Genomic DNA, 21,621 nt, shown 5'->3' on the forward strand with positions numbered 1-21,621 from the left:
TTGAAGCCAAATTGTAATGAATTTCTTTTTCCGGAAAAGATTTTTGAAAACTCAAATGCTTTTTAAAATGTATTGAAGTATTTTTGTTGGAGAATAAAAAAGTATAGAAAATATGAAAAGAAGAATTGTTTTAGCAGCAGCTTTTATGGGAATGTTGTCGATCATTTTGGGTGCCTTTGGCGCGCATTTACTTAAAAAATATTTATCTATAGAAGAGTTAAATACTTTTGAAGTTGGGGTTCGTTATCAAATGTATCATGCTTTGTTTTTACTTTTTCTTTCGACCAGAAAAGATATTGCCGAAAAAACCGTAAAAACGATCTATAATTTGGTTGTTGCCGGTGTTCTTCTATTTAGTGGTTCGATCTATTTATTAGCTACTAAAAGTCTTACAGTTTTTGATTTCAAAATTATCGTATTCGCAACTCCTTTGGGTGGTTTCTTATTAATTATTGCTTGGGCGGTATTATTTATTACGATTTTGAGGAGAAAATCATAAAATCCCGAATAAAAAATTTTATCTAAAAATTAATCTTTAATTTTGTCTCATAAATAACATATAATCTTATTTATGTGAATTTCTGTTGTTTTTTACTTTAATACGTAAATAATATAACAAATTCATTTACTGGATTATAAGAAAACAAATTGGGAGCCGTTATTTTTTTATTTTATTGATTTAAAAGGGGAAATTTTACTTTATTGATATAAATAAAAGTAAATTTTAATTTTTTTTAAAGGATTAATAATAAATCTGTAATTTTGTTTCCTACTAAATATCACACACAACTTAAAATTTATGGACAGTCACACCGTTTTCACGCAATCGATTTCGTTAAAAGATTTAGGAATTGAAAATGCAAAAGTTCGTTACCAATTATCTGCTGATGAATTGCATGCGATCACTTTGCAAACAGGCCAAGGTGTTGAGAACTCTACAGGCGCATTGGCAATTAATACAGGTGAGTTTACAGGACGTTCTCCTCAGGATCGTTTTATTGTAAAAGATAGTATTACAGAAGATCAGGTTTGGTGGGGAAATGTAAATATTCCTTTTGACCCAGCTGCTTTTGAAAAATTGTATAATAAGGTAACTCAGTTTTTATCAAACAAAGAAGTTTTTGTTCGTGATTCTTATGTTTGTTCTGATGCCAATTATAGATTAAATGTTCGTGTTGTTACAGAAACGGCCTGGTCGAATTTGTTTTGCTACAATATGTTCTTAAGACCAGAAGAATCTGAGTTAACCAACTTTACTCCGGAATGGACAGTAGTTTGTGCGCCAAGTTTTATGGCAGATCCTGCTGTAGACGGAACACGCCAGTCGAATTTTGCTATTTTAGATTTTACTAAAAAAATAGCTCTTATTGGAGGAACAGGTTATACAGGAGAAATGAAAAAAGGGATTTTCTCTGCTTTAAACTTTATTTTGCCGGTTTTCAAAAATGCTTTACCAATGCACTGCAGCGCCAATGTGGGTGAAGCCGGAGATACTGCCATTTTCTTTGGATTATCAGGCACCGGAAAAACAACTTTATCAGCAGATCCTGCACGTAAATTAATTGGAGACGATGAACATGGGTGGACTGCGGAAAATACCGTTTTTAACTTTGAAGGTGGTTGCTACGCAAAAGTGATCAATTTAACCGAAGAAAACGAACCGGACATTTTTAGAGCGATCAAGAAAGGAGCGCTTTTAGAGAATGTGGTTTTCAAACCGGGAACAAACGAAGTCGATTATGATGATGTTTCCATTACTCAAAATACTCGTGTAAGTTACCCCATAACGCATATCGATAATATTCAGCCTGGTTCTATTGGGCACAATCCTAAAAATATATTTTTCTTGACGGCAGATTCTTTCGGGATTTTGCCTCCAATTTCAAAATTAACTCCGGGTCAGGCAGCGTATCATTTTATTTCAGGATATACAGCCAAAGTTGCAGGAACAGAAGCTGGAGTTACAGAGCCACAACCTAATTTCTCAGCTTGTTTTGGAGCACCATTTATGCCATTACACCCAACACGTTATGCAGAAATGTTAACCAAGAAAATGAAAGACGCAGATGTAAAAGTTTGGTTGATCAATACAGGTTGGACCGGCGGTGCATACGGAACAGGAACGCGTATGAAACTAAAATATACCCGTGCCATGATTACCGCTGCATTAAACGGAGAATTGGACAATGTAGCATTTGAAAATCACGCAATATTTGGAATCGCAAAACCACAATCTTGCCCTAACGTTCCAACAGAAATTTTAAATCCTAGAAATACTTGGGAAGATCCTGAGTTATACGATAAAAAAGCACTAGAATTGGCGCAGAAATTTAAAGCCAATTTTGCCAAATTTGAAGAGTTTGCCAATACTGAAATTTTAGCCGGCGCACCGATTACAGAATAAGGAAAATTACTAATTCAAACTAAAAAAAGCTGTTCAGTGATGAACGGCTTTTTTTTGTCTCAGTCTCAGTCTCAGTCTCAGTCTCAGTCTCGGTTTTCAGTTTTCAGTCTCAGTTTTCAGTCTCAGTTTTCAGTTTTCAGTCTCAGTTTTGAGCCACAGTTAAGAAACTGAAAACTGCGACTGAGACTGAAAACTGAATACTATTTCTTAGTGTCGATACGTTTTTGGATCAAATCCCAGGCGTAGTAATGAAACGTCATCCCGTTGCTCATGGCTACGAACAGTCCGTTTTTAAAGTTTCCTCCTAAATTTACGCTGGTAACATCGGCACCATCACATTCTATTGTTGATGTTGGAATTTCTGCTAACAAAGGATAATCGTTCGGATTGCCTTTGGCACCTTCTCTTGGATATACCATAAAAGTGTTTGCTTGCTGGTTGGATACTAAAATATATCCGGTAGAATCTGTTTTTTTGTAAATCGCAATTCCTTCGTTATCGGCTTTAAAACCTGTTTTTCCAAAAAGAACCATTTCTTTATTGTCGTTTAAAGCAGGATCGGCTTTGTATTTTCTGATGCCGAATTGTTCGTCGCAATACAAAATTGTTCCCAATTCATTATCAACCGCAATCGCTTCGATTTCTTTCTTCCCGCTATAAGCGCCAAATTTTCTAACCACTTTTGCCGTAGCAAATTTCCCGTTTCCTGAAAGTTCATATTGCCATAAATAACTTCCTGAAGGGCCTGATTTTCTGCCTACGACAGCAAATATTTTCCCATCGCTTTTTCTGGTGTACAAAGCAATTCCCATTGGGTCACGCAATTCTTCTCCATCGAAAACAGCAATTCCGCCGTTATCAATTGCTTTTAAATCAGGTAAACTAAAGATTCTTATTTTATTCGATTCGCGTTCTGTCGTCACGGCAACGTCAACTTTTTTCCCGTCGATTACTAAACCGTAAGCGATGTCAACATTATTTGGGCGTTTTAAAACCTCTGATTTTGCAACAATTTTTCCTTTTAAATTAAAAGCATACAAACCACCGTCAGTATCTTTATCAGTACCAACAATAATGCTTTTAGAGGCATCTGTGGGATGAATCCAGATCGAAGGATCATCTGTATCGTGAGGTAAAGCTTCGGTAACAACGGTTGGTTTTACTGCGTTTGCAGCAATGGGAGCAAGTTTGTCATCTTTACAAGCCGTGAATAAAGTACTTAAAAGTAAAAATGCTATTATGGATTTATTTTTCATTATGGATTTTATTTTAATAAAACGAGACAGAACCGTTAAGTTCTGTCTAATTTAAGGATTTTATAAATTGATTATTACAAGTCAAGTTTCAAACCAAAATTATATCTGGCCTGATAGTACTCTGCTTGTTTGGTGTGCGCCTCAACTCCCTGGTAGTAACGTAAAGGCTGGTTAGTTAAATTGTTGGCTTCGGCAAAAAGACGAAGTTTTGGTGTAATCTTGTAAGACGCATTGGCATCCAAGAAAAATTGCTTGTCGTAATAACTGTCTTTGTATGATTCTGATCCTAATTCATCTAAATAATCTGAAGTAAAGTTGGTCGAAACTCTGGCAGAAAAACGTTTATTTTCCCAAGATAAAGATCCGTTAAACATATGTGGCGTTGTTCCCGGAAGACTGATATTGTTTCTTTCGTTTCCGTCTTCATCGGCAATTCCTTTTGCTTTAGATTTTGTGTAAGTGTAATTCAAGTAGATACCAAATCCTTTAAGGAATTTCCCCGGAAGGAAATCTAACTGACGTTGAAAAGCAACTTCAAAACCATAAACATCAACCGTATCTCCGTTTCTTGATTGTAAAAATGACCAGTTTTCTCCGGCCGGAATTGGGTTGGTCTGGTTAGGAAAATCAGCAGCAAATTTTGCAGCATTGTATTGATTATCGCTATAATTGTAAATGAAATTATCTAATTTTTTATAGAAAACGCCTCCAGAAATTAATCCCACAGATTTGAAATAATTCTCGGCCATGAAATCATAATTGTAAGAGTAAGTTGCTTCAAGATCCGGATTTCCGGCAGTGATTTCTTTATCAGCAGCAATATTATTAACGTAAGGAGCCAATGCGTAATAATTTGGTCTTGCCAAAGCTGTTGTAACAGCCGCTCTTAAAACTAAATCTTTAGTCGCATTATATTGCAAAGAAATACTTGGTAATAAATTGGTGTACGAGTTTTTAGTCTGAATTTGGCTCTCTAATTCTTCTTCATCCAAAACGCGGTTTCCGGTATAATCAATATGAGTATTTTCAACTCTGAAACCTAAAACCATAGAAAGTTTATCATTAAAATCCTGATCCCATCTTACATACGCAGCATAAATACTTTCTTTTGCATTATAGTTTACCGCTAAATATTCTGCAGGATCTGATGTTTTGTCGAATAATGTTGCGTTATTTAAATCTAAACTTCCTAAAAAGCTTGCAGATGCGAAAGCTCCGGGAACATATTTACTACCCGGATTAAAGTTTTTTCCATCATAATAACTGTTTGGAACTTCGGATAATAATTCCATTCCGTCGTTGATAGGCTCGTAAGAATAGAAATTGTTATTTCTTTCCTTTTCTTTCAATCGAAGTCTAAGACCGGTTCTTAATCTTCCTTTTTCAGATGGAATAATGCTGAAAGGAAAACGAATATTAACTTTTGCTCCAAATTCACTTTCGCTTGTCTCGTCCGTATTTTCTGTAACAGAGTCAAATTTAAATTCATCTGTAGATTCTCCAACAGTTGTCATTAACGGAAATCTGATGTCAGATAAATCTTGAATCATTTCAAGACCTTTTTGGCGGTATTCTATATAACGCTCCTGCGGACGATATTCTCTAGCTTTTGCATAATTGGCAGACCAGTCTAAATCTAATTTAGAATTGATTAGATGTTCTCCTCGAATAGAATAATTCTGAACGCGTTGATCTTCTAATCTTCTGTTTTTATTTCGATCATTATCAAGTCCACCTTTTGTCTGACGTTTTACACGACCTTCGAAACCTGTAATTTGTTCTCCGTTATAAATGGGTTCGATGTCATCATAAGTAGTTCTAAAACGGTTTTCTCTGTCATCTCTCCAGTTGTAAATAGCATTGGCAAAAATGGTGTTATTTTCGTCAAATTTATAATCTAAAGCTACAGATCCGCTGCGGCGAATACGTTGTACATCGTACTTTCTAATTTCTGAGGCCTGAAGATATTCATTCCCAAATTCATCTTTTACCCATTCGTTTTCGATATTATCAGATCCGTAGTTGACGTTATTATATGATCCGCTAAAAACGGCTCCCAATTTATTATCTAAAAAACGATTTCCGTACACTAATCCTGCTGTATATGTGGCATGTTCACGAATTGGCATAAAACCACCTGCAAGCGTTGCCGAGATTCTTTCGCCATTTGGAGTCGCTCTTGTTACAAGATTTACAGAACCTCCAATGGCATCAGCATCCATGTCTGAAGTCAGTGTTTTGTTTACTTCGATAGTCGAAATCATATCAGACGGAATCAAATCCATTTGAACGTTTCTGTTGTCTCCTTCTGCAGATGGAATTCTATCACCGTTCAATGTTACCGAGTTCAAAGACGGAGCCAAACCTCTAATGATAATATTACGCGCTTCACCCTGATCATTTTGCATCGTGATACCCGGAACACGCTTTAATGCATCTCCAACATTAGCATCCGGAAAACGGCCCATTTGATCAGATGAAATAATGTTTCCGATGTTTTTACTGTTTTTTTGTTGGTTCAATGCTTTGGCCTGACCTTTTAAAATGTCTCCAACAACCACTTCGTTCAATTCAGTTCCTGAAGTTTTAAGTGCAAAATCAATTACGTTATTTTTACCTTGTTCTACAGTAATTTCCTGAGTTATGGCAGTATATCCTATATATTTTACTTCTACTTTGTAAGTTCCAACATTGATGTTTAATAATTCAAAACGACCGTTGTAATCTGAAACCGTGTATTTGTTTTCACCAACAATTTGAATCATAGCTCCCGGCAATGGAAGTTTGTCATCAATATCTAATACTTTTCCTGAAATTATGGCTTTTTGAGCATAACCCGAAAAGGCTAATAGCATGAATGTTAATACTAAATAAATTTTTTTCATTGTGTTTAGTTTGATTTTCTGCGAATCTAGAACCTTAATGTTACTAAAGGCGTTCGAAAAAATTAACATAGTGTTATGATTGAGCTCTAAAAACTAGCTTTTAGTAATGTTTAAATAACATCTTGCTTTCAAATTATTGAGTGCCAACTGAAAACAAATTAATTATTTAGATCAGAATTAAATTTTTGGCGTTAAATTTGCCTTATCAATCACAATCAAAATCATCAATCATGTTAAAACAATTTTTTATCCTGTGTTCAGGAGCTGATCGTGACCTGCTCGAAGGTTGCTCAGAAGGCGAACAAACCAAATATGTTGGTATTGGCGCCACCGTTTTCTTTACTGCCGTTATGGCTTTTCTGGCCAGTGCTTATGCGCTTTTCACGGTTTTTGACTCCATTTATCCGGCTTTAATTTTTGGGTTTGTCTGGAGTTTATTAATCTTTAATCTGGATCGTTTTATTGTTTCGACAATTAAAAAAAGAGATCGTTTTTTTGATGAATTTCTGCAAGCGACACCTAGAATCATGTTGGCAGTTATTATTGCCATCGTAATTTCGAAACCTTTGGAGATTAAAATTTTCGAAAAAGAAATCAATACTGTTTTATTGAAGGAAAAAAATGAAATGGAATTGGCCAATAAAAAACAAGTTGGTAATTATTTCAAATCAGATTTAGATAAAAACAAGGCTGAGATTGCCGCTTTAAAAACAGATATTCTGAATAAAGAGAAAGAAGTAAATGCACTTTATGCTACTTATATCACAGAGGCCGAAGGAACTACCGGAACTAAAAAACTCGGAAAAGGTCCGGTTTATAAAGAAAAAAGGGAAAAACACGATGCGGCATTAAAAGAATTTGCTGCTTTAAAAACGGCGAATGAAGCTAAAATTGCCGACAAAGAAAAAGCCGGTAAACAATTACAAGCCGATTTAGATAAAAAAGTATCGCAAACACAACCTATTATTGAAGGTTTTGACGGATTAATGGCGCGAATAAACGCATTGGATAAATTGCCTTGGTTGCCATCATTCTTTATTATGCTGTTGTTTTTGGCTATTGAAACGTCTCCAATTATTGCAAAGCTTTTAGCTCCAAAAGGCGAATTTGATTTCAAGCAAGAAGAAGCCGAAACAGCCATGAAAGCGACTTTAGAACAAAACAAATACCAACGTGATTTATTGGTAAAAACCAGTGCCGAAATGCATGATAAAGTTTATGCTGATATTGCCGAAGATAAAAATCTATATGATCTGCAACGCAAAAATGCAACAGAGTTATTAGAACTGCAATCGAATAGTTTTGTAGAAAAGCAGAAAGCGACTTTGTAGAGGATTTAACCGCAAGAAGCGCAAAGATTTTACGCAAAGAGCGCGATTAAAAACATAAAAAAACCATCAGCTTCAACTGATGGTTTTTCTTTTATAAATCTTTGCGAACCTTGCGGTTAAAAAGATTTACATATAGCTCAATATTTCTTTTTTGTAAGCATCATATTCGCCTTGCATAATTAATCCATTATCAAGCAATTTTTTGTAATTCTGTAGCTTATCAAAAAGTTCTTCTTTTGATAAATCACTTAATTTACGATCTCCTGTTGAAGGTTGTGCTGGCTGAATTGGTTCATACGTTTCTGTATAAGATGGAGTAGTAGCCGGCATGATTTCAGCGTAATTGGTTACTTCTTCCGTTTCAACTTCTTCAACTTCGTCTTCAAGATCATCTTCTTCCTCAATAACTTGCGCAGTTTCTACGATTGGAGTTTCGGCAACAATTGGATTTTTTATTAGATCTAATTGTTCTTTAGCGTATGTATAAATTTTTCTGGCCTGAATTTTCGGAATGTAATCAATCGAAATTGATAAATCAGTATTGGTATTAAATGAAAATTCTGAACCTAAAATATTTTCTTTTACAAAAGCACCCGCAACATTATCCCAAGTATAATCTGTAAAATCCATCGAAAGACCTAAATTTTTAGGCTGACAAATAATGATTCGTTTGTTTGTTAATACAATACTATCAGGAAAAACAGTAATTGCCGGTTTTTTTTGAACGGCAATATATCCAATTTCTTCACCTTTCATCAATAAATCATGGAGTTTCGAAGTGATTTTTTCAATCGCTTTTGGATCTTGTTCTTCGTTCAGAAATTTTTTAAATTGTTCTTTCATATTTTTATAAGTTGCTAAGTTATCTAGTAACTAAGTTGCTAAGTTTTTTTCTTACGATGCAAATGTAATGCCTAATTTTCTAATTCAATAATTTCATTCTGAATTTTCTTTGTCAAACTTTTGAAAACCAATTCATACGAATGATCGATCAATTCTTTGACCAAAGTATTCGATAAATTTCCGTTTAAAGCAATCGTATTCCAATGTACTTTGCTCATATGAAAACCTGGTTTTATCTCGTCATATTCGGCACGCAATTCCTGAGCACGTTCCGGATCACACTTTAAATTGACTGAAGGTTCGTTCTTTTCCCATTGTGACAAAGATGATAAAGCAAACATTTTTCCGCCTACTTTAAACACTAAAGTATCTTCATCAAAAGGAAAATGTTCGCTAACGCCTTTTTTCGAAAGACAATATTCATAATACGTTTCTAGATTCATATCATTTCTTATTTACCAATTTCACCTAAGTGAGTGTATTTAAAACCTTTTTCATATTTTAATCCGTAACCAAAAATTCGATCCATTGCAGAATGTGAAAATAAAATAATTCCGGCTAACTGAATAGTTTCAATACCTAAATAATATCCTACACCGTAAATTAAAAGCGCAATTCCTTTATGATGGAATATGTTGTAAAAAAAGGCTCCGCTTTTGTTGCCAAAAAGATAACCCAACATAGATAAATCCGGAACTAAAATCAAGACTAAAAACCACCACCATTCAAAATTTAAACGGTTGAATAAAAAGATTCCGAGGATAAATAAAACAGCTTCTTCGAGTTTGATTATTGTTTTCATAGTTTCTTTTCCATCATTTTTTCAGGATGTTTCAATTCTGTAAAACCAAATTTACGATATAAAAAGTGTGCATCAGTTGTAGCCAATCTCCAAATTTGAATGTTTTTAAGAATAGGCTCGTTCATCATATTTTCAATTAAAAGAGATGAATATCCTTTTCCACGATGTTCTTCGGTAATAAATACATCCATTACATAACCAAAAACGACATAATCTGTAATGACTCTCGCAAAACCAATTTGTTTGTCGTTTAAGTAAATTCCAAAACAAACCGAAGCATCAATGGTTGTCTGCACTTCTTCGACCGTTCGACCTGCAGCCCAGTAAATATCTTTTAAAAAGTTTTGTATGAACAGAACGTCAAGTTTGGTTTTATCTGTTGAAACGGTAATCATAATTAATTTTAGATTTTAGAGTTCAGATTTTAGATTTTTTTGCAGATGTAGAAATCTAAAATCTACAGTCTAAAATCTTAAATAATAAAGGTTTGCTCGGACTTGCATCATTTTCAAACGAAGCAATTTGAAGATTTAGGATGTAATTTCCATCTTCGATTTCGTCCGGAACATAAATCATTTCTGTAATTGTGGCATTTAAACGTGCATCAGCATTTAAGTTTAAAGTGTCTTTTACATTCCAAAAAGCTTTGTGTGCCAATAGTTTACCTTGGTCATGCTCTTTGTCTACACTTGGCAAATCAATTAATAAATGCTGAATTTCGCTTTCGCGGATGAAAATTGCTGCTTCTTCAGATAAATAAGGCGGATTAGTGTTCGAGTATTTTCGTGACTTTTTTTCTTTTTCGTTTGGAAGTGTTCTGATTATTAAAGCTTCATTTGTCACACTGAGCGAAGTCGAAGTGCTCAATGCTTTTTCAACTTGATTTTTCGTAATAACCAAATCGTCACCAACTTTTTCTGGTTCAATCGTAATCAATTTAGCAAAAAAGAAAAACTGTTTCAAAGATTGATTGATGCTGTAAAAATCATTCGTAATGTGTCCTAAACATTCCGTATGCGTTCCGTGCCCATGCGGATTGAAGAAAATATTGTTGAAATTAGTCGACGATTTTCCTTCAGAAACTTTCCCGATCCAATCTCCAAAAACGACAGGTTCAATAACCGGTTTTTCAATGTACCAGGCAATTGGGTTTTCGTCTGTATTCGTTAACGGAATTGAGATATCAATTGGTTTTGATAAATCTATCTCGAAGTTGTTTATTTTTGCTAACACAAATTAGGTTTTATGCCGCAAAGACGCTAAGTCACAAAGTTTAAATAATTCGCGCCTTTGTGCCTTCGTGGCTAATTTTATTCTTCCAAATTTAAATAAAATAAATCTGAAGCAATTCCATCCGTTAAAAATTTTCCTTTTGCGGTTGGTTTTAGAATGTTGTTTTCTATCGAAAGTAAATCGTCGTCTAAGAATTTCTGACTTTGCTTTTTGAGATAATTCAAATATTCTAAGCCAAATTCAGTTTCAATTCGTTCTAATGAAACACCCCAAATAGTTCTTAAACCTGTCATAATATATTCATTATAACGATCAGAAATAGTAAGAATTTCAGTTTCGATTGGAAGTTCATCATTTTGAATCGACTTTAAATACAATGAATTATTCGCAATATTCCAGCCTCTTTTTTCGCCATCATAACTATGTGCCGAAGGACCAATTCCGATATATTTTTTGCCTAACCAATACGCCGAATTGTTTTTAGAGAAATAACCCTCTTTTCCAAAATTCGATAATTCGTAATGGATAAAACCATTTTTCTGAAGCGTTTCCACCAAAATCATAAAATGGTTTGAAGCGACTTCATCTTGAGGTTCAGCAATTTTTCCGGTATCGATCAGTTTTCTTAAAGCTGTTTTAGGTTCAACCGTCAAAGCATAACTCGAAATATGAGGAATGCCAAAACTTAAAGCGGTTTCAATATTTTTCTTCCACATTTCATCTGTCAAACCCGGAATTCCGTAAATTAAATCGAGTGAAATATTATCAAAGTATTTTGTTGCTTCTGTCAGACAATTTATAGCTTCCGCCGAATTATGAGCGCGATTCATCATCTTTAAATCTTCTTCATAAAAAGATTGAATCCCAATGCTTAAACGATTAATTGGGCTTTTAGATAATTCGAAGATTCGTTCTGTAGACAAATCATCCGGATTGGCTTCGAGTGTTATTTCGGGATTTTCTACAACTTTATAATTTTTATAAACTTCAGCAATTAAAAAGTTTATTTCGTCATTTGATAATACCGAAGGAGTTCCACCGCCAAAATAGATAGTTTCTACAATTTCAGTTGAAAACTCAGTTTTGCGCATGGCAATTTCTTTGGCTAAAGCCAAAACCATATCGTCTTTCTTTTTCATAGAAGTCGAAAAATGAAAGTCGCAATAGTGACAAGCTTGTTTGCAAAAAGGAATATGAATGTAAATACCGCTCATTTTTTAGTATTCAGTCTCGTTTTCAGTCTCAGTTTTCAGTCTCAGTCTAACTGTGAACTGCCACTGCGACTGAAAACTATTTTTTAACTCGTTCTTCGTTTTGTTTTACAAAAGCATCCCAACCTGTATAGCTTTTTCCGGCAACGATTTTGCCTGAATTGAAGAAGTGACAAACCGCCGCTGCCAAACCATCTGTTGAATCCAGGTTTTTTGGTAATTCTTTTAAACCTAAAAGTTGTTGCAGCATTTTGGCAACTTGTTCTTTACTGGCGTTTCCGTTTCCGGTAATGGCCATTTTGATTTTTTTAGGTTCGTACTCGGTAATAGGAATATCCCTCGAAAGTCCAGCTGCCATTGCAACGCCTTGAGCACGACCCAGTTTTAACATTGATTGTACATTTTTACCAAAGAAAGGCGCTTCAATAGCAATTTCGTCAGGATGATGCGTTTCGATTAATTCGATGGTACGCTCAAAAATGATTTTAAGTTTTTGGTAATGATTGTCGTATTTGGAAAGTTGCAATTCGTTCAATTGCAAAAACTCCATTTTTTTATTGATGACCTTAATCAATCCAAAACCCATGATTGTGGTTCCGGGGTCAATACCTAATATGATGCGTTCTTTTGTCATTTTTTATTTTGGTTACACAAAGCTGCACTAAGGTGGCACAGAGAATCACAAAGTTTTTTTTGATTCTTTTTGTGCGTCTTTGCGAATGCTTTGTGAATCTTTGTGAAATAGCTTTTTCGCAATAGTTTCCTTTACTTTGCAGCATGATTTCAATTCCTCACAAAGCTAAGCAATTCCTTGTTCTTCTGATCAAACTTTTGATTGTAGGTGGTGCATTTTACTTTATTTATAATCAGTTGGCGAACAATGACAAACTCGATTGGCAAAAGTTTATTACGCTGTTCCGTAAAAATCAATCGGTTTTAGGGATTGGGTTTATTTTGCTTTTGAGTGTTTTGAATCGTTATTTCGAGATTTTGAAATGGCAGAATCTTGCCAAAGTCATTCATGAAATTTCATTAGGCGAAGCTACAAAACAAGTTTTGGCGGCACTTACGGCAGGAATTTTTACACCAAACGGAGTAGGAGAGTATGCAGGAAAAGCATTATTCTATCCGAAATCTGAAGCAAAAAATGTGATTTTCCTGAACTTGATTTGCAACGGAATCCAAATGGTTTTAACTGTTATTTTTGGGCTTTTTGGGTTGATGTATTTCAATGCCAAATATGAGGTCATTACAACTCAAACGGCTGCCATTTTGTTTGGAGGTTTTGTATTGCTTTTGATTGTTTTGTTTTCACTAAAGAAAATAAAAATCAAAGGATATTCTATCGAGAAATTAGTGCATAAGATCAATGAAATTCCAAAACCAATTCATCGTAAAAATATTCTTTTAGGAGTTTTGCGTTATTTGGTTTTCTCCCATCAATATTACTTTTTGTTTCTGGCTTTTGATGTCGATTTGCCTTATTTTACACTTATTTCTACAATTGCTGTAGTGTATTTTTTAGCTTCATCATTACCTACTTTTCAATTTTTGGATTTTGCGGTAAAAGGAAGTGTTGCCATTTTTTTCTTCGAAAAATTGGGCGTAAACGAATGGATTGTAGTTTTTATAAGCACGTTGATGTGGTTTCTTAATGTAGTTTTACCTGTAATTTTAGGCAGTTATTATGTGTTGAATTTTAAAAGTTCTCCTAAAATTTAAGCATCAGGTTCTTAAATAATTAATAAGATTGTATAGTCCCTACGGAGCAAAATATTCTGGTCGCAGTGATTCTGTTACCAACATATAATCTCTACGAGATACTCCGTTAGGAGTTAAATGTTGGTAGAAATAATAGAAAAAACACCCGGTAAAATGTCCCATAGGGACTACATTTGTTTATAAAAATGATTTTAAGCCAAAGTTATGATTACCATTATTCTAAGTATAATTTTGATTGTTTATTTAGCTGGCATAGCATTACTCATTTATGGTTTTAACAAAATAAATAACTATCAAAAAACAGATCTAAAACCGCAAACGAGTTTTACAATTATAGTTCCGTTCAGGAATGAAGCAGAGAATTTACCGAATCTTTTATTGAGTTTTTCAAAGTTAAATTATCCTATTGATTTGTTTGAAGTGATTTTGGTTGATGATAATTCTGATGAGAAGTTTCAAGTTTCAGGTTTTAAGTTTCAGGTTAGGATTATCGATACTATTCGTACTTCGAATTCACCTAAAAAAGATGCTATTTCAACAGCAATGCAACATGTAAAAACCAATTGGGTAATTACTACAGATGCTGATTGTCTGGTGCCTGAAAATTGGCTTTTAGTTTTTGATAATTATATTCAGCACCATGATGTTTCGATGCTTGCGGGCGCGGTTACTTATCAATGCGAGAATTCATTTCTGGATCATTTTCAGCAATTAGATTTAACCAGTTTGCAAGGCGCTACTATAGGAAGTTTTGGACTTAGAAAAGCTTTTATGTGCAACGGAGCCAATTTTGCTTACAGGAAATCTTTGTTTGAAAAACTAAACGGATTTGACGGAAATAATAAAATTGCCAGTGGCGATGATGTTTTTTTGTTGCAAAAAGCGGCCAATTTATTTCCGGATAAAATTCACTATCTAAAAGCAGAAGAAGCAATAGTAACTACAAAGCCAACTGAAAACTGGAAATCCTTATTTTATCAAAGAGTGCGTTGGGCGGCGAAAACGAGTTCGTATCAAAGTAGTTTCGGAAAGGTTTTAGGACTTATTGTTTTCTTTGGAAATGTGGGTTTTGTAATTGGGTTTTTGTTTTGTGTTTTAATGATTTGGCCTTATTCGTTTTTTGTTTTGTTTGCTTTTTGTAAGTTTATAATCGACTATATTTTACTTTATAAAACAAATCAGTTCCTGAGTAAAAGCAACATAAAAAGCTTGATTTTGAGTAGTTTGTTTTATCCTTTTTTTAGCACAGCTGTAGCTTTGTATAGTTTGTTTGGAACTTATGAATGGAAGGAAAGAAGATTTGGGAAATAAATTCCAAATTCCGAAAACTTTGGGATTATTTAGGGGACGCTAAAATGGCACACGGATGACACGGATTCGCTTCGCGAAAGCACGGATTTATGCGGATTTTTTTCTGGTATTCTCAATTTTTTTCGGGTTAATCGTGAGATCATTCTTCCTTATATGAGATAAAATAAAAACAAATATGCGCAAATCTGTTTAAATCCTTAAAATCTGCGTGCCATTAATAATGCAGAAATAGTTATTCTTTTTCTTTAAGAATAACAGGCAAAATAAATTGTGTTTTTACCGGAAGTCCGCGCTTTAAGGCAGGATTTATTTTGGGAAAATCTACTAAACGAGCATGAAGAATACTATCAATTTTGATCGTGTCATAAACAACCGAATCTTTAGGAAATTGCGGCTCGAATTTCATGGTCGAGTTAGGGAAAACCGTTACTTTTACCTGAATCGTATCGAGTTCTGGATATAATATAGAAAGCGTATCTATATCTAGTTTTTGCTGAATAAGCTGCGCCATTACATCAAAAAAGCATTGCTGGCGTTGTTTTTTGTCGGCGATTTTTTCGCAATTTGCTACCGATGGATATTCGTCGACTTCTTTCCAGTTGATTGATTTTAATTCTTTTTGAAGTAACTCTTTTTCAGACGGAACCTGCTTGTCAATATACTGGCAAGAATTGAAAGATAAGACGACTAAAAAAAGGAAAAACTGCTTCAAGATTATGATGTTGAATTGAATGAACAAATTAGAGTATAAAAATACGATTATTTTTTTTGAGAAGCTTTGTATTGCAGATAATCTTCATAGCTTTCTGATAGCCATTTTTCTTTATTTTGTGCTGCAACTTGTTTTTGGTCAGGATATAAAGAAGATAAACGGTCTGAAAAAGTGGCAATTTGAACCGTGTAATTATAAAATTCTTTTCTGCTCAAAATAATATTTTCATCATTTTTACGATTAAAGTATTCAAAGAAAAGTGCATCAAATTCTTTCATAGAAAAATTGAGAACTTTTTTCTTATTACTTTTATAAATGCTATCCTGAAGTAATTGATCGTCGACAGGCAGTTTTTTAACTTGCGCGCAGGTAGTCTCGCTGATTAAAATAATCAAAAAAATAAATAATACGATTTGTACAAGTCTCTGCATTTACTGGCTTTGCTAAAAAGTTTGTAGGTGCAAAATTACAAAAAAATATATGGATTTACTATTGTTATTACTTGGTTTTATATGCATGATAGTGGGTATTTTTGGCAGTTTCCTGCCGGTTTTGCCAGGCTTATCGAGCTGTTGGGTGGGCCTTTTATTGTTGTATATGACAAAAGCGGTCGAGAATAATTACTGGATTTTGGGTATTACACTTGTTATCACAATAATAATTACGGTGCTGGATTATGTCATTCCGGCAAAAGGAACCAAAAAATTTGGAGGAAGTTCGTACGGAATTTGGGGCACCAATATTGGGTTAATTGTTGGTATTCTCGCTCCAATACCTTTTGGTGTTATTATTGGTCCTTTTGTTGGGGCTTTTGTTGGTGAAATAATTTATGATTCTAAAAATCACAAACGGGCACTAAAAGCAGCTACTGGCTCATTACTGGGTTTTTTGGCCTCTAGTTTTATCAATTTTATGTTTTGTATTATTTTTCTAGGTATATTTTTGAGTGTGACATGGGAATATCGAAACTTTTTATTTTAATTATATAACATTTGTTTGGCTTTTTTCTTATTTTTTTAGTTTTTATACAAAATTTACAAAAAAATAATTCAACTTTGATTTGATTACGAAAGGGTTATGTTTATTGACTCGAGCAGTTTTTTTTGTTAAACAACTGTTAATCATTCGCTCTGGTTTTTAACTTATTTTTTGGAAATGTTAAAATATTTTATATTTTTATCCTGATAAACGATAAAAAGCCTCACTTTATCGGTTATTTTGAATAGATTTAAATAATTTAAACCATTTAAGTATGACTCCAAACCTACAAATTGAACTTAGACGTTTTATTTCTTCTAATGTTGTTTCAAAGTTGAACAAGTTTTATTTTGAAAATGATGCACTTTTAATAAAGGGAATTGATGTTTCGATAGGTACAGTTTTAATGGGGTTGTATAATAGGGCCGAGGAATCGGGTTTTTGCAAAGAAATTGTTTCGCAAATTCAGGAAGATTCGACCTTTTATCAGGAAGTCGATTTTACATCCGGTCGAATTTTATCAGTAGATGATTGTTACCGGTTAGAAGGAAATGCTTTACTGAAGGAAATCTTCACCAATAAAAAGGGAAGAATTTCTGAAATGATCTCCAACGAAGTCGGCATCAAAAGCGAAACAGCCAGAGAGATTCTAAACTTTTCAGCCTTATTAGTTGCCTCTTATCTTAAAAACAATATTCAATTGTTAGACAGTCTAAAATTACTTCTGGACGATCAAAAAAGAGATATCTTAAACAGTATTCCTCCCGGAATCAAAATTATCCTTGGTTTCTCCTGTTACGAATCAGTCGAAGAAAAAAACCAATCCATCGGAAGATCCATTTTTACCCTTTTCGGACACAACTTTTTCAGTTTCTAGAATAAAAAAATCCCATCTTACAAAGTAAAACAGGATTTTATATTTAAATCAATTTTTGAAATGTTTCTTAAACGTTTTTCAAATTGATAATTTCTTGATCTGTCAAAAAACGCCAGTTACCTCTTGGTAAATTCTTTTTGGTCAAACCGGCAAAAGATACACGATCAATACGTAAAACATCATAATCAAAGTGTTCGAATATAGCGCGAACTACTTTTACATTTGATGAACGCAGCTTAAGACCCACTTCGCTTTTTGCTTCTTTCTCAATATAACTTACTTCTTCAACAAACACTCTGTGTCCGTCAAGAACCAAACCTTTGCTTATTTTTTCTAAATCCTCAAATTTCAGGTTTTTATCTAGTGAAACCTGATAAATTTTTGATGATTTCTGACTCGGTAAAGTAAATTTACGAATCATATCCGTATCATTAGTAAACAACAACAAACCAGTTGTATTCTTGTCCATTCTGCCAATCGGAGCAATTTTTGCGGTTGTAGAACCACGAACAAGTTCCAGAACGTTACGGTATTCCTGACCTTCGTCAAGAGCAGTTGTAAAGTTTTTAGGTTTGTTCAACAAGATGTATTCTTTCTTTTCAGGAGTCAAAACAACACCATCAAAATTAATAACATCATTCAATTTTACTAAATAACCCATTTCAGTAACCGGTACGCCATTTACTTTTACGTTTCCGGACTGAATGTATATATCAGCATCACGACGCGAACAAACACCAGAATTAGAGATGTATTTGTTCAAACGAATTTCGTCTGCAGCTTTTTGTCTTTTTGGAGCCTGATTCTGTTTTTTGATTTTTTCAGCCTTTTCTTCTTCGGCAGCCTTAACAGCAGGTTTCACTTTTTTTGGCCCTTGGGCGCGCTTCGCCATAGGAGGTTTTGGCTTGTTAGAGTTTGGTCTAGAGCTATTTGGCCTAGAACCACCTCTTTTATTATTGCCTTCCTTATTGTTCATAAATTCTGTAATTTGTGCAAAGATAGTTTATTCTTGCTAAATAATCCTAAGTTCATTGTTCTTAGATTAATAGCTATTATTTTTTAGGGTTGCAGGAGCAGTACAATTGGCTTTTTTTCAGGCATGTTGTCCCGCTTTTCGTTTCAATCTTTTATTTTTTTAAAGAAAAAAAATAAAAGGATTTCCACTGCAAACGAAGTTCACTGAACTCCTATGAAAATAAATGTTAAGTGAAGTAATCGGGGCTATTTTAAGGTAATTCGCTTTTTTTAGACATTTTGAGAGGAGGGTTTTTACCACAAAGATGCACAAAGTTTAAACACAGAGATACACAAAGATTTAGAAAAAAATCAGTGAATCCTCGTGAAATCTTTGTGTATCTCTGTGGTAATTATTTCAAACAAAAAATCAGTGTAAACCGGTCAAATCCGTACAATCCGTGGGCTATCACTTTAAGGATGTAAAAGCAGGTTCTTTCCGTGCCATAAAACGCTAGGATTAATCAAAACAATACAGCAAACGCCAGAAACAATCAGGAATTTCAATACATTATGCAAAAGCAAAAACTGTCCTTTCGAATTCGATTTCCATAAATAAATCAGGAAAAATAATAAAACAGCAAAACATACATAAAAGTAAATATCCATATAGCCCACATCGTAAATGTTGATTAGGATATATACCGGAATTACGGTTAGAAACGTTAGTACTGTAATAATTTGTTTAGAAACCGTTTCGTTATAAATGATCGGAATGGTTCTATAGTTGTTGACCAAATCACCTTTTATATTTTCAAGATCTTTTATCATTTCTCGAATCAGTAATAATAAAAATAAAAAAACCGCATGTGCTGAAATCACCATAAAATGGCTCATATGATCTTCTATTTCTTCAAACGAAACCTTATTATAAAAATACAAAAGAATGGCAAAAAAAGGCAGAACAGCCAAAAATGCCGCTGTCAAATTACCAACAATTGGGTATTTCTTTATTTTATGAGAGTAAAACCAAATCAGGAAAATATAAGCCGAAAAGAACAAGAAAGCACGCCAGGAAACAATCAAAGCCATCAGAGCCGCAATAAAATTAAGCGTAAAATAAACCGAAAGCTTAGTCTTCTGACTCACCAATCGATCCAGCATCGATTTATTGGGTCTGTTGATTAAATCCTTCTGACTGTCGTAAAAGTTATTGATAATATATCCTGAAGCAATGGTAATGGCAGATGCAAAAACAATCAAGAATAAGTTGAAATCCAATAAAATGTCAAGTGCTCTTTTCTCCGGAGCCAATATAAAAATAGCAGATAAATATTGTGCTAAAACAATAATCGGAATGTTATAGCCTCTCACTACTGAGAACAAACTAACAATTTTCATTACTAAAAGTTTGTGCTGTCTGCTTAACATTTTTTTTAAGTTAGTTTGGGGTTTAATTTGAAGTTTGTTGTAAAAAGTGAAGTTTGGTGCAGCTGTTAAAGTTTGTCTTTTAATAATGCTGCAGAACCTAAGCCTAATTTTCGAATGCAAGCTAAGGCTTCTTTTTGAGATATTCCAACTTCTGTGATGTCTTTTTTATTTACAAAACAAACAGATCCAGTCCAGGGACTTGGTGCATCGGGAACAAACACGGTAAAATTACTTTCATTTATTTGCTCTATTAAAAAAGCAAATTGCAATCCGGCATCTGTAGGAACTAAGACAACTTTTAAATTTTCATTAGATTCAAAACCCATAATATTTTCATTCGTTTTCTTCATGAATGAATAACCTGGAATAAAACTTAAAATACCGTTTTCTAATCTTTCAATTAGTTTCTTTGCATAAGCAGTTCTGGCAACTAAACCAGCACTAATACAAATGATGAATATAATTAAAATGGCAATAATATCCTCAATTGCCAATCCTAAAATTTTAACTTTCGGGAAATGACTTATAATTGGAAGTGTGATTTTCTGGATGATATGATATCCTTTTTCCAAAATTACTAATAATAGTACTAATGGTGCCAAAAACAGAATCCCGCCTAAAAAAGTTGTTTTGATAATCTTTAAAATGCTTTTCATATTAAATAACTTTTAGGGTGATGATTTCTAGAAAAGGATATTCAATAAGCCGGATTTTTTTTAAAGAAGTTTAAATTTAGAATTGGTAAACAACTTCTAATTTATAATCTTTTAAAGATGCTTTAGCACGTTCTAAGTCTTCAGTAAAACCAAGAATATAACCGCCTCCGCCAGAACCGCAAAGTTTTAAATAGTAATCGTTTGTGTCGATTCCGTTTTGCCAGATTCCGTGAAATTGTTCCGGAATCATTGGTTTAAAGTTGTTTAAAACGACTTTTGACAGCTTTTTAGTATTGGTAAACAACGATTTCATGTCGCCATGCAAAAAGTTTTCTACGCAGGCATCGGTATATTTTACAAATTGGTTTTTAAGCATCGTACGGAAACCTTTATCTTTCAGATTTTCCATAAAGATGTTCACCATAGGAGCCGTTTCGCCTACAATTCCAGAATCTAATAAAAACACAGCGCCTTTTCCGTCAAAACTCTGAGTCGGAATACCAGTTGCTTCAATATTATCTTTAGAATTAATTAAAATCGGAATACTCAAATAACTGTTTAAAGGATCTAAACCAGAACTTTTTCCGTGGAAAAAACTCTCCATTTGAGCAAAAATATTTTTTAGTTGTAACAGTTTTTCACGAGTTAAATTCTCTAAAACTGTTATTTTGTGTGTAGCATATTTATCGTAAATAGCAGCAACGAGAGCACCACTGCTACCAACGCCGTATCCTTGCGGAATACTTGAGTCAAAATACATTCCGGTTTCGACATCATTTTTTAAACTAACCAAATCAAAAGCTACCAATTCAGGTTGTTCTGTCTGTAAAGTTTCAAGATAAGTTGCAAAACGTTGTAAACTTGCATTTGATGCGATTGCTTCTGCCGAAGGATCTTCGATTTTTTTCAATGCACCATTGTAAAAATTATAAGGAATAGAAAGTCCTTTAGAGTCGCGGATGATTCCGTATTCTCCAAAGAGTAATATTTTTGAGTAAAATAATGGTCCTTTCAT

At 33.8% G+C, this 21,621-nt stretch carries 22 protein-coding genes; 7 read left to right on the forward strand and 15 right to left on the reverse strand.

Features of this window, described 5'->3' with window-relative positions; all coding sequences use genetic code 11:
- Positions 1-112: 112 nt before the first annotated feature.
- Positions 113-499 carry a DUF423 domain-containing protein gene (locus B0M43_RS06920; RefSeq protein ID WP_065449170.1) on the forward strand — a complete coding sequence of 129 codons (387 nt, stop codon included), beginning with the start codon at positions 113-115 and terminating at the stop codon, positions 497-499.
- 300 nt (positions 500-799) lie between these two features.
- Entirely contained in the window at positions 800-2,404 is a 1,605-nt protein-coding gene (gene pckA, locus B0M43_RS06925; RefSeq protein WP_078006375.1) for a phosphoenolpyruvate carboxykinase (ATP), read from the forward strand.
- Positions 2,405-2,604: 200 nt separating this feature from the next.
- On the opposite strand, the gene B0M43_RS06930 is transcribed toward pckA, so the two are convergent.
- Together B0M43_RS06930 and B0M43_RS06935 are read right to left on the reverse strand one after the other, a co-directional pair.
- On the reverse strand, positions 2,605-3,660 hold the full coding sequence (locus B0M43_RS06930) for a phytase (protein ID WP_078006374.1): 1,056 nt from the start codon (positions 3,658-3,660) through the stop codon (positions 2,605-2,607).
- A 74-nt stretch (positions 3,661-3,734) separates the two neighbouring features.
- The gene (locus B0M43_RS06935; protein ID WP_078006965.1) at positions 3,735-6,545 is read right to left on the reverse strand and encodes a TonB-dependent receptor; all 2,811 of its coding nucleotides are present in this window, start codon (positions 6,543-6,545) and stop codon (positions 3,735-3,737) included.
- 230 nt (positions 6,546-6,775) lie between these two features.
- Between B0M43_RS06935 and B0M43_RS06940 the strand changes: the two genes are divergently transcribed.
- A complete protein-coding gene (locus B0M43_RS06940; protein ID WP_078006373.1) occupies positions 6,776-7,876 on the forward strand; it encodes a DUF4407 domain-containing protein in 1,101 nt (366 codons plus the stop codon).
- Between the two features lie 126 nt (positions 7,877-8,002).
- On the opposite strand, the gene B0M43_RS06945 is transcribed toward B0M43_RS06940, so the two are convergent.
- From B0M43_RS06945 to ruvC, 7 genes are all read right to left on the reverse strand, one after another.
- The gene (locus tag B0M43_RS06945) at positions 8,003-8,719 is read right to left on the reverse strand and encodes a PH domain-containing protein (RefSeq protein ID WP_065449174.1); all 717 of its coding nucleotides are present in this window, start codon (positions 8,717-8,719) and stop codon (positions 8,003-8,005) included.
- A 71-nt stretch (positions 8,720-8,790) separates the two neighbouring features.
- Positions 8,791-9,162: an MmcQ/YjbR family DNA-binding protein gene (locus B0M43_RS06950; RefSeq protein WP_065449175.1), complete on the reverse strand. Its 372-nt coding sequence runs from the start codon at positions 9,160-9,162 to the stop codon at positions 8,791-8,793.
- 8 nt (positions 9,163-9,170) lie between these two features.
- The gene (locus tag B0M43_RS06955; RefSeq protein WP_078006372.1) at positions 9,171-9,521 is read right to left on the reverse strand and encodes a DUF4260 domain-containing protein; all 351 of its coding nucleotides are present in this window, start codon (positions 9,519-9,521) and stop codon (positions 9,171-9,173) included.
- Positions 9,518-9,916, reverse strand: a complete 399-nt coding sequence (locus tag B0M43_RS06960; protein WP_078006371.1) for a GNAT family N-acetyltransferase — start codon at positions 9,914-9,916, stop codon at positions 9,518-9,520. The genes B0M43_RS06955 and B0M43_RS06960 overlap by 4 nt, the downstream gene beginning before the upstream one ends.
- 55 nt (positions 9,917-9,971) lie before the next feature.
- Positions 9,972-10,754 (reverse strand): cyclase family protein, encoded by a 783-nt coding sequence (locus B0M43_RS06965; protein WP_078006370.1) that lies wholly within the window; start codon positions 10,752-10,754, stop codon positions 9,972-9,974.
- Between the two features lie 77 nt (positions 10,755-10,831).
- On the reverse strand, positions 10,832-11,968 hold the full coding sequence (gene hemW, locus B0M43_RS06970) for a radical SAM family heme chaperone HemW (RefSeq protein ID WP_078006369.1): 1,137 nt from the start codon (positions 11,966-11,968) through the stop codon (positions 10,832-10,834).
- Between the two features lie 76 nt (positions 11,969-12,044).
- Positions 12,045-12,599: a crossover junction endodeoxyribonuclease RuvC gene (ruvC, locus tag B0M43_RS06975; protein WP_065449180.1), complete on the reverse strand. Its 555-nt coding sequence runs from the start codon at positions 12,597-12,599 to the stop codon at positions 12,045-12,047.
- A 143-nt stretch (positions 12,600-12,742) separates the two neighbouring features.
- Here ruvC and B0M43_RS06980 point away from each other — a divergent pair, with 143 nt between their 5' ends.
- On the forward strand, positions 12,743-13,687 hold the full coding sequence (locus tag B0M43_RS06980) for a lysylphosphatidylglycerol synthase domain-containing protein (protein ID WP_078006368.1): 945 nt from the start codon (positions 12,743-12,745) through the stop codon (positions 13,685-13,687).
- Between the two features lie 204 nt (positions 13,688-13,891).
- Positions 13,892-14,998: a glycosyltransferase gene (locus tag B0M43_RS06985; protein WP_078006367.1), complete on the forward strand. Its 1,107-nt coding sequence runs from the start codon at positions 13,892-13,894 to the stop codon at positions 14,996-14,998.
- 232 nt (positions 14,999-15,230) lie between these two features.
- Here B0M43_RS06985 and B0M43_RS06990 read toward each other — a convergent pair whose 3' ends face one another.
- Both B0M43_RS06990 and B0M43_RS06995 read right to left on the reverse strand, forming a co-directional pair.
- Positions 15,231-15,710, reverse strand: coding sequence for a hypothetical protein (locus B0M43_RS06990; protein WP_078006366.1), 480 nt, complete (start codon positions 15,708-15,710; stop codon positions 15,231-15,233).
- 47 nt (positions 15,711-15,757) lie between these two features.
- Positions 15,758-16,141, reverse strand: coding sequence for a hypothetical protein (locus B0M43_RS06995; protein ID WP_078006365.1), 384 nt, complete (start codon positions 16,139-16,141; stop codon positions 15,758-15,760).
- 49 nt (positions 16,142-16,190) lie between these two features.
- On the opposite strand from B0M43_RS06995, the gene B0M43_RS07000 reads away from it, so the two are divergent.
- Together B0M43_RS07000 and B0M43_RS07005 are read left to right on the forward strand one after the other, a co-directional pair.
- On the forward strand, positions 16,191-16,691 hold the full coding sequence (locus tag B0M43_RS07000; RefSeq protein ID WP_065449185.1) for a DUF456 domain-containing protein: 501 nt from the start codon (positions 16,191-16,193) through the stop codon (positions 16,689-16,691).
- Positions 16,692-16,962: 271 nt separating this feature from the next.
- Complete coding sequence (locus B0M43_RS07005; protein ID WP_065449186.1) at positions 16,963-17,565, forward strand: DUF937 domain-containing protein; 603 nt, start codon at positions 16,963-16,965, stop codon at positions 17,563-17,565.
- A gap of 67 nt (positions 17,566-17,632) precedes the next feature.
- Here the strand turns inward: B0M43_RS07005 and B0M43_RS07010 are convergent, their stop codons facing one another.
- The 4 genes from B0M43_RS07010 to B0M43_RS07025 all read right to left on the reverse strand — a co-directional run bounded on the left by B0M43_RS07010 (position 17,633) and on the right by B0M43_RS07025 (position 21,621).
- Positions 17,633-18,541, reverse strand: a complete 909-nt coding sequence (locus B0M43_RS07010) for a pseudouridine synthase (RefSeq protein ID WP_065449187.1) — start codon at positions 18,539-18,541, stop codon at positions 17,633-17,635.
- A gap of 452 nt (positions 18,542-18,993) precedes the next feature.
- The gene (locus B0M43_RS07015; RefSeq protein WP_065449188.1) at positions 18,994-19,950 is read right to left on the reverse strand and encodes a geranylgeranylglycerol-phosphate geranylgeranyltransferase; all 957 of its coding nucleotides are present in this window, start codon (positions 19,948-19,950) and stop codon (positions 18,994-18,996) included.
- 65 nt (positions 19,951-20,015) lie between these two features.
- Positions 20,016-20,606 carry a DUF502 domain-containing protein gene (locus B0M43_RS07020; RefSeq protein WP_078006364.1) on the reverse strand — a complete coding sequence of 197 codons (591 nt, stop codon included), beginning with the start codon at positions 20,604-20,606 and terminating at the stop codon, positions 20,016-20,018.
- Between the two features lie 76 nt (positions 20,607-20,682).
- Positions 20,683-21,621, reverse strand: a complete 939-nt coding sequence (locus B0M43_RS07025) for a mevalonate kinase (protein WP_078006363.1) — start codon at positions 21,619-21,621, stop codon at positions 20,683-20,685.

Origin of the sequence: Flavobacterium sp. KBS0721, from assembly GCF_002007065.3 — a bacterium.
GTDB lineage: Bacteria > Bacteroidota > Bacteroidia > Flavobacteriales > Flavobacteriaceae > Flavobacterium > Flavobacterium piscis.

Excerpts from the sequence above, each read along its gene's own strand:
- B0M43_RS06920 (WP_065449170.1), top strand. The coding sequence starts at position 113 with ATGAAAAGAAGAATTGTTTTAGCAGCAGCTTTTATGGGAATGTTGTCG.
- pckA (WP_078006375.1), top strand. The coding sequence starts at position 800 with ATGGACAGTCACACCGTTTTCACGCAATCGATTTCGTTAAAAGATTTA.
- B0M43_RS06930 (WP_078006374.1), bottom strand. The coding sequence starts at position 3,660 with ATGAAAAATAAATCCATAATAGCATTTTTACTTTTAAGTACTTTATTC.
- B0M43_RS06935 (WP_078006965.1), bottom strand. The coding sequence starts at position 6,545 with ATGAAAAAAATTTATTTAGTATTAACATTCATGCTATTAGCCTTTTCG.
- B0M43_RS06940 (WP_078006373.1), top strand. The coding sequence starts at position 6,776 with ATGTTAAAACAATTTTTTATCCTGTGTTCAGGAGCTGATCGTGACCTG.
- B0M43_RS06945 (WP_065449174.1), bottom strand. The coding sequence starts at position 8,719 with ATGAAAGAACAATTTAAAAAATTTCTGAACGAAGAACAAGATCCAAAA.
- B0M43_RS06950 (WP_065449175.1), bottom strand. The coding sequence starts at position 9,162 with ATGAATCTAGAAACGTATTATGAATATTGTCTTTCGAAAAAAGGCGTT.
- B0M43_RS06955 (WP_078006372.1), bottom strand. The coding sequence starts at position 9,521 with ATGAAAACAATAATCAAACTCGAAGAAGCTGTTTTATTTATCCTCGGA.
- B0M43_RS06960 (WP_078006371.1), bottom strand. The coding sequence starts at position 9,916 with ATGATTACCGTTTCAACAGATAAAACCAAACTTGACGTTCTGTTCATA.
- hemW (WP_078006369.1), bottom strand. The coding sequence starts at position 11,968 with ATGAGCGGTATTTACATTCATATTCCTTTTTGCAAACAAGCTTGTCAC.
- ruvC (WP_065449180.1), bottom strand. The coding sequence starts at position 12,599 with ATGACAAAAGAACGCATCATATTAGGTATTGACCCCGGAACCACAATC.
- B0M43_RS06980 (WP_078006368.1), top strand. The coding sequence starts at position 12,743 with ATGATTTCAATTCCTCACAAAGCTAAGCAATTCCTTGTTCTTCTGATC.
- B0M43_RS06985 (WP_078006367.1), top strand. The coding sequence starts at position 13,892 with ATGATTACCATTATTCTAAGTATAATTTTGATTGTTTATTTAGCTGGC.
- B0M43_RS06995 (WP_078006365.1), bottom strand. The coding sequence starts at position 16,141 with ATGCAGAGACTTGTACAAATCGTATTATTTATTTTTTTGATTATTTTA.
- B0M43_RS07000 (WP_065449185.1), top strand. The coding sequence starts at position 16,191 with ATGGATTTACTATTGTTATTACTTGGTTTTATATGCATGATAGTGGGT.
- B0M43_RS07005 (WP_065449186.1), top strand. The coding sequence starts at position 16,963 with ATGACTCCAAACCTACAAATTGAACTTAGACGTTTTATTTCTTCTAAT.
- B0M43_RS07010 (WP_065449187.1), bottom strand. The coding sequence starts at position 18,541 with ATGAACAATAAGGAAGGCAATAATAAAAGAGGTGGTTCTAGGCCAAAT.
- B0M43_RS07015 (WP_065449188.1), bottom strand. The coding sequence starts at position 19,950 with ATGTTAAGCAGACAGCACAAACTTTTAGTAATGAAAATTGTTAGTTTG.
- B0M43_RS07020 (WP_078006364.1), bottom strand. The coding sequence starts at position 20,606 with ATGAAAAGCATTTTAAAGATTATCAAAACAACTTTTTTAGGCGGGATT.
- B0M43_RS07025 (WP_078006363.1), bottom strand. The coding sequence starts at position 21,621 with ATGAAAGGACCATTATTTTACTCAAAAATATTACTCTTTGGAGAATAC.